The organism is Tahibacter sp. (assembly GCF_035481375.1).
Taxonomy (GTDB): domain Bacteria; phylum Pseudomonadota; class Gammaproteobacteria; order Xanthomonadales; family Rhodanobacteraceae; genus Tahibacter.
Genome location: NZ_DATIGT010000332.1, coordinates 1 through 4177, shown reverse-complemented (window position 1 = coordinate 4177; position 4177 = coordinate 1). Strand labels below are relative to the sequence as shown.

General features: G+C 73.0%; 3 protein-coding genes. All 3 read left to right on the top strand.

The genetic code is table 11. The features are described from left to right. Positions 1-1735 (top strand): hypothetical protein (locus VLF18_RS22165; RefSeq protein ID WP_325281808.1); only part of this gene is annotated, 1735 nt, incomplete at its 5' end. Beyond that, positions 1732-3435, top strand: coding sequence for a hypothetical protein (locus VLF18_RS22160; RefSeq protein ID WP_325281807.1), 1704 nt, complete (start codon positions 1732-1734; stop codon positions 3433-3435). The genes VLF18_RS22165 and VLF18_RS22160, both read left to right, overlap by 4 nt. A gap of 122 nt (positions 3436-3557) precedes the next feature. Beyond that, positions 3558-3971: a hypothetical protein gene (locus VLF18_RS22155; protein WP_325281806.1), complete on the top strand. Its 414-nt coding sequence runs from the start codon at positions 3558-3560 to the stop codon at positions 3969-3971. The last annotated feature ends 206 nt before the right edge of the window (positions 3972-4177 follow it).

The following is a 4177-nucleotide window of genomic DNA, read 5'->3' as shown; positions in this document are numbered from 1 at the left end:
GGTTCTGAGTCTGTGGTCGCCGGCACCGTCCGCTCCGCCGGCACTACCGGAGCGAGACGCACCCGCGGCCGACGGCCCCGTGCATCTGACGAGCGCACGCCTCGACATCACGCCGCCGCGCTACACCGGGCTCGCGGCCAGCGGCGGCGACGCACTCGATGCGCGCGTGCCCGAAGGCAGCGCGCTCGCCTGGAAACTCGTCTTCGCGCCGGCGCCGCGCGCGGCGCGGCTGCGCTTCCACGACGGCCGCACGATCGAACTTGCGCGCGACGGCGAGACCTGGGCCGGAGCGACGACGCTCGCGACCGCGGCGCTGTATCGCATCGAGATCGACGCCGGCCGGCCGTTCGCCGACGAGCGCCGCCATCGGCTCGACGTGATCGCCGACACCGCGCCGCAGATCCGCGTCGAGGCGCCCGACCGGACGCTGAGCCTGCGCGAGGGCACGCAGACGCAGTGGGATTTCGATATCCGCGCGAGCGACGACTACGCGCTCGGCGAGGCGGCGCTCGAGATCGTGCGCGCGCAGGGCAGCGGCGAGAACATCGACGTGAAGCGCGAGACGCTGCGCCTGCGCGGCGAAGGCGATGCGCGCGAGCGCCGCTACCGGCATCGCATCGACCTCGCCGCACTCGCGCTGTCGCCCGGCGACGAACTCATCGTGCGCTTCGACGTGGCCGACACGCGCGCGCCGCAGCCGCAGACCAGCCGCAGCGCGAGCTACATCCTGCGCCTGCCGCCGCCGCAGGCCGACGACAGCGTCGGCATGGACGGGCTCGTGCGCACGACCTTGCCGGCGTATTTCCGCAGCCAGCGCCAGATCATCATCGACACCGAGGCGCTGATCGCCGAGCGCCCGTCGCTGAACGAAGACCGCTTCGTCGCGAAGTCCGACGCGCTCGGCGTCGAGCAGAAAATCCTGCGCCTGCGCTACGGCCAGTTTCTCGGCGAGGAATTCGAAAGCGGCGGCCGCGGCCACGCACCGGACCGCGCCGAAGGAGCGGACGAATCCGACGCGCACGACGACGAGCACGACGACGAGGCCGAAGCGCACACGCCCGACGACGGCCACGACCACGGCGCCGCGGCACCGGTGAAGCGCTTCGGCGACGCCGGCAACGTGCTCGCCGAATACGGCCACACGCACGACATCGCCGAAGCCGCGACGCTGCTCGACCCGGAAACCAGGAAGATCCTCAAAGTGGCGCTCGAACAGATGTGGCAGACGGAACTCGAACTGCGCAGCGGGCGGCCGCAGCAGGCGCTGCCCTACGAATACAAGGCGCTGGAGCAGATCAAGCTCGTGCAGCAGGCGACGCGCATCTACCTCGCGCGCGTCGGCCTCGAACTGCCGCCCGTGGACGAGACGCGGCGGCTCAGCGGCGACCGCGCCGGCCTGCGCGACGGCACGAACGCGGCCGTCGCGGCGACGCCGGGCGACGCGGATCTCGAAGCGGTCTGGCAGCGCCTGCGCGCCGGCGCGTTGCCCGACTGGTCGCGCTGGGACGCCTGGCAGCAGCGCCGCGGCACGCAGGCCGCGGATGCGCTCGATCTCGCGGCCGCCGCCGATACCTTGCGCCGCGATCCCGCGTGCCGCGCATGCCTCGTCGACCTGCGCGACCGGCTCTGGCCGCTGCTGCCGCGCGCGAGCGCCGCGTCGAGCGGACGCGCCGCGGCCGATGCGACCGGACGCGCCTATCTCGACGCGCTGCGCGCGGCCGAGGGCGAGCCATGAACGCTGCGATCGCCGTGATCGCGCTGCTGGCCGTCGCCGCGCTGGCCGGTCTCGCCGAGGCGCTGCGCCGCACGGGCTGGCGCCGCTGGATCGGCGCCGGCGCGGCACTGACAGCGCCGGCGCTTCTGTATTTCGTGCTTTTTCCACCCTTGCAGCAGATTCCGGGACGCACGCTTCGCGTGCTGACGCCCGGCGCCGCCGCAACCACCGGCGACGACGCGCGCACGGTCGCGCTGCCCGGAAGCACCGCAACCGCCGGCGTCGAGCGCGTGCCGGACCTCGCGACCGCGCTGCGCCGCCATCCCGATACCGCATCGATCGACGTCGTCGGACAGGGACTTGGCGCGGCCGATCGCGACGCCGCTCGCGGCCATGCGCTGCGTTTCGACGCACCCCCGCTGCCGCGCGGCATCGTCGCGCTGGAATGGCCCGGCGATCTGCGCGCCGGCCACGGCTTCACGCTGTCGGGCACGCTCGCGCAGCCCGACGGCCTGCGCATCGCGCTGCGCGAACCCGGTTCCGCGCGGCAGGAACCGGTCGCCCCCGGTGCGGACGGCCGTTTCGCGTTCGCGCTGTTCGCGCCGCGCGCGGCCGAGGTCGCCTATGAACTGACCGTGGTCGACGCCGCCGGCACCGAGGTCGAACGCGTCGCCGTGCCGGTCGAGGTACGCGACGGCACGCGCCTGCGCCTGCAACTGCTGGCCGGCGGCCCCGATCCGGATCTCAAATACCTGCAGCGCTGGGCGCTCGACGCCGGCCACACGGTCGATGCGCGCATCGCGCTGAGCCGCGGGCTGGCGCAGCAGCGCGGCACCGCGACGACGGAAGCCGGCACGCTCGCCGAGACCGACGTCGTGGTCATCGACGAACGCGCCTGGACACAACTGGACAAGGCCGCGCGCGCGCGGCTGCTCGCGGCGGTCGACCAGGGACTCGGCCTGCTGCTGCGCCTGGGCGGCACGCCGTCGGCCGCGCTCGTCGCGGAATGGCGCGCGCTCGGCATCGATCTGGCCAACGCCGACGTGCCTGCGACGCTGCGCATCGCCGGCGAGACCGCGGACGGCGCGACGGCGGCGCTGCAGCGCGTGCCGCTGCGCGCGACCGGCGACGGCGTCGTCGCGCTTGCGCAGGATCGCGACGGCACCGCGGTGGCCGCCGTGCGCAACCGCGGCCAGGGCCGGCTCGGCGTCTGGTGGCTCTACGACACGCGCACGCTGACGCTCAGCGGCCAGGCGCCGCTGCACGACGCGCTGTGGTCGCGCGCACTGGATCGTCTCGCGCGCCCGCGCCAGACCGCGCCGCCGTCGGTGCCGGCGCAGAGCTGGCAGTTCGAGCGCATCGCGCTGTGCGCCGAAGCGGACACGCTCAGCGTGGTGGCGCCGTCGGGTGCCGATCACGCGCTGCTGACCCGGCGCGGCAGCGACGCGCGCTGGTGCGGCGGCTACTGGCCGCGCGAGAGCGGCTGGCACACCTTGCGGGCCGGCACGAGCGAGCGCCGCTTCTACGTGCGCGCGGCCGACGACGCGGTCGCCCTGCACCAGGCAGCGGACGCCGCGGCGACACGCGCGCTCGCCGGCAACAAGCCGGCGCCTGCGGCGGCACACATCGCCGGGCCGCGCTGGCCGTGGTTCGTCGCCTGGCTGATGGCTGCGACACTGCTGTGGTGGCTGCAGCGCTCGGCGGTGCGCACACAGAGCTGATCGGCACGGCTCGTGCAAGCGCCACCGCAATGCCATGCCTGCGCGAACGTACTCAGGCCGCTTGACGTCGCAGGCAGACGCGATACCGTCAACGCCACTGGGAAGCTCCGGGGGGAAGCTCGATGTCCGCAATGCTCGCCATGGCTCTCGCGCTGAACCTCAGCGCCGCCGGCGTCAGCTACAAATGCCGCGATGCCCAGGGCAACTGGACGGCGCAGGCCTGTCTCGTCGCCGCGCCGCTGCCGGAATCGGACTACATGCGCCATCAGCGCCTGCGCCAGGCCGTCGCCCGGCAGCGCCGCGACGTCCGCGACCGCCTGTCGATGTACTGCTTCCGGCTCGACCCGAAGGGCTCGCTCTACGACTGCGTCGACCACCAGATGCTGGCCTATGACGAGATCAACCAGCTCGCGAAGAGGCTCGGCCCAGTCTCGCCCGACAGCGCGAAGCTCGCCGGCTGCATGGCCTCGAACCTCGACGCGCGTTCGCAGGCGACCGACTACCGCCGCACCATGGAGTGCTATTTCGCGCGGTGACGCGTGTGCGCACGACGGCTGCGATGACGTCGCGGCTCGACGAACACGGCGCAATGCCCTTCGGTTTGCGCCCTTGTATTCTTTCCGAGGTAACTTTTCCCTTAGGGAAACGCCTTCCGGATGCCGATTGCGCCCTTGCGGCTTCGAGCCCGAAACGTAGATAGCGCACTGGAAGGCGGCTTTTCCTCACGCGAAGACCGGACAGT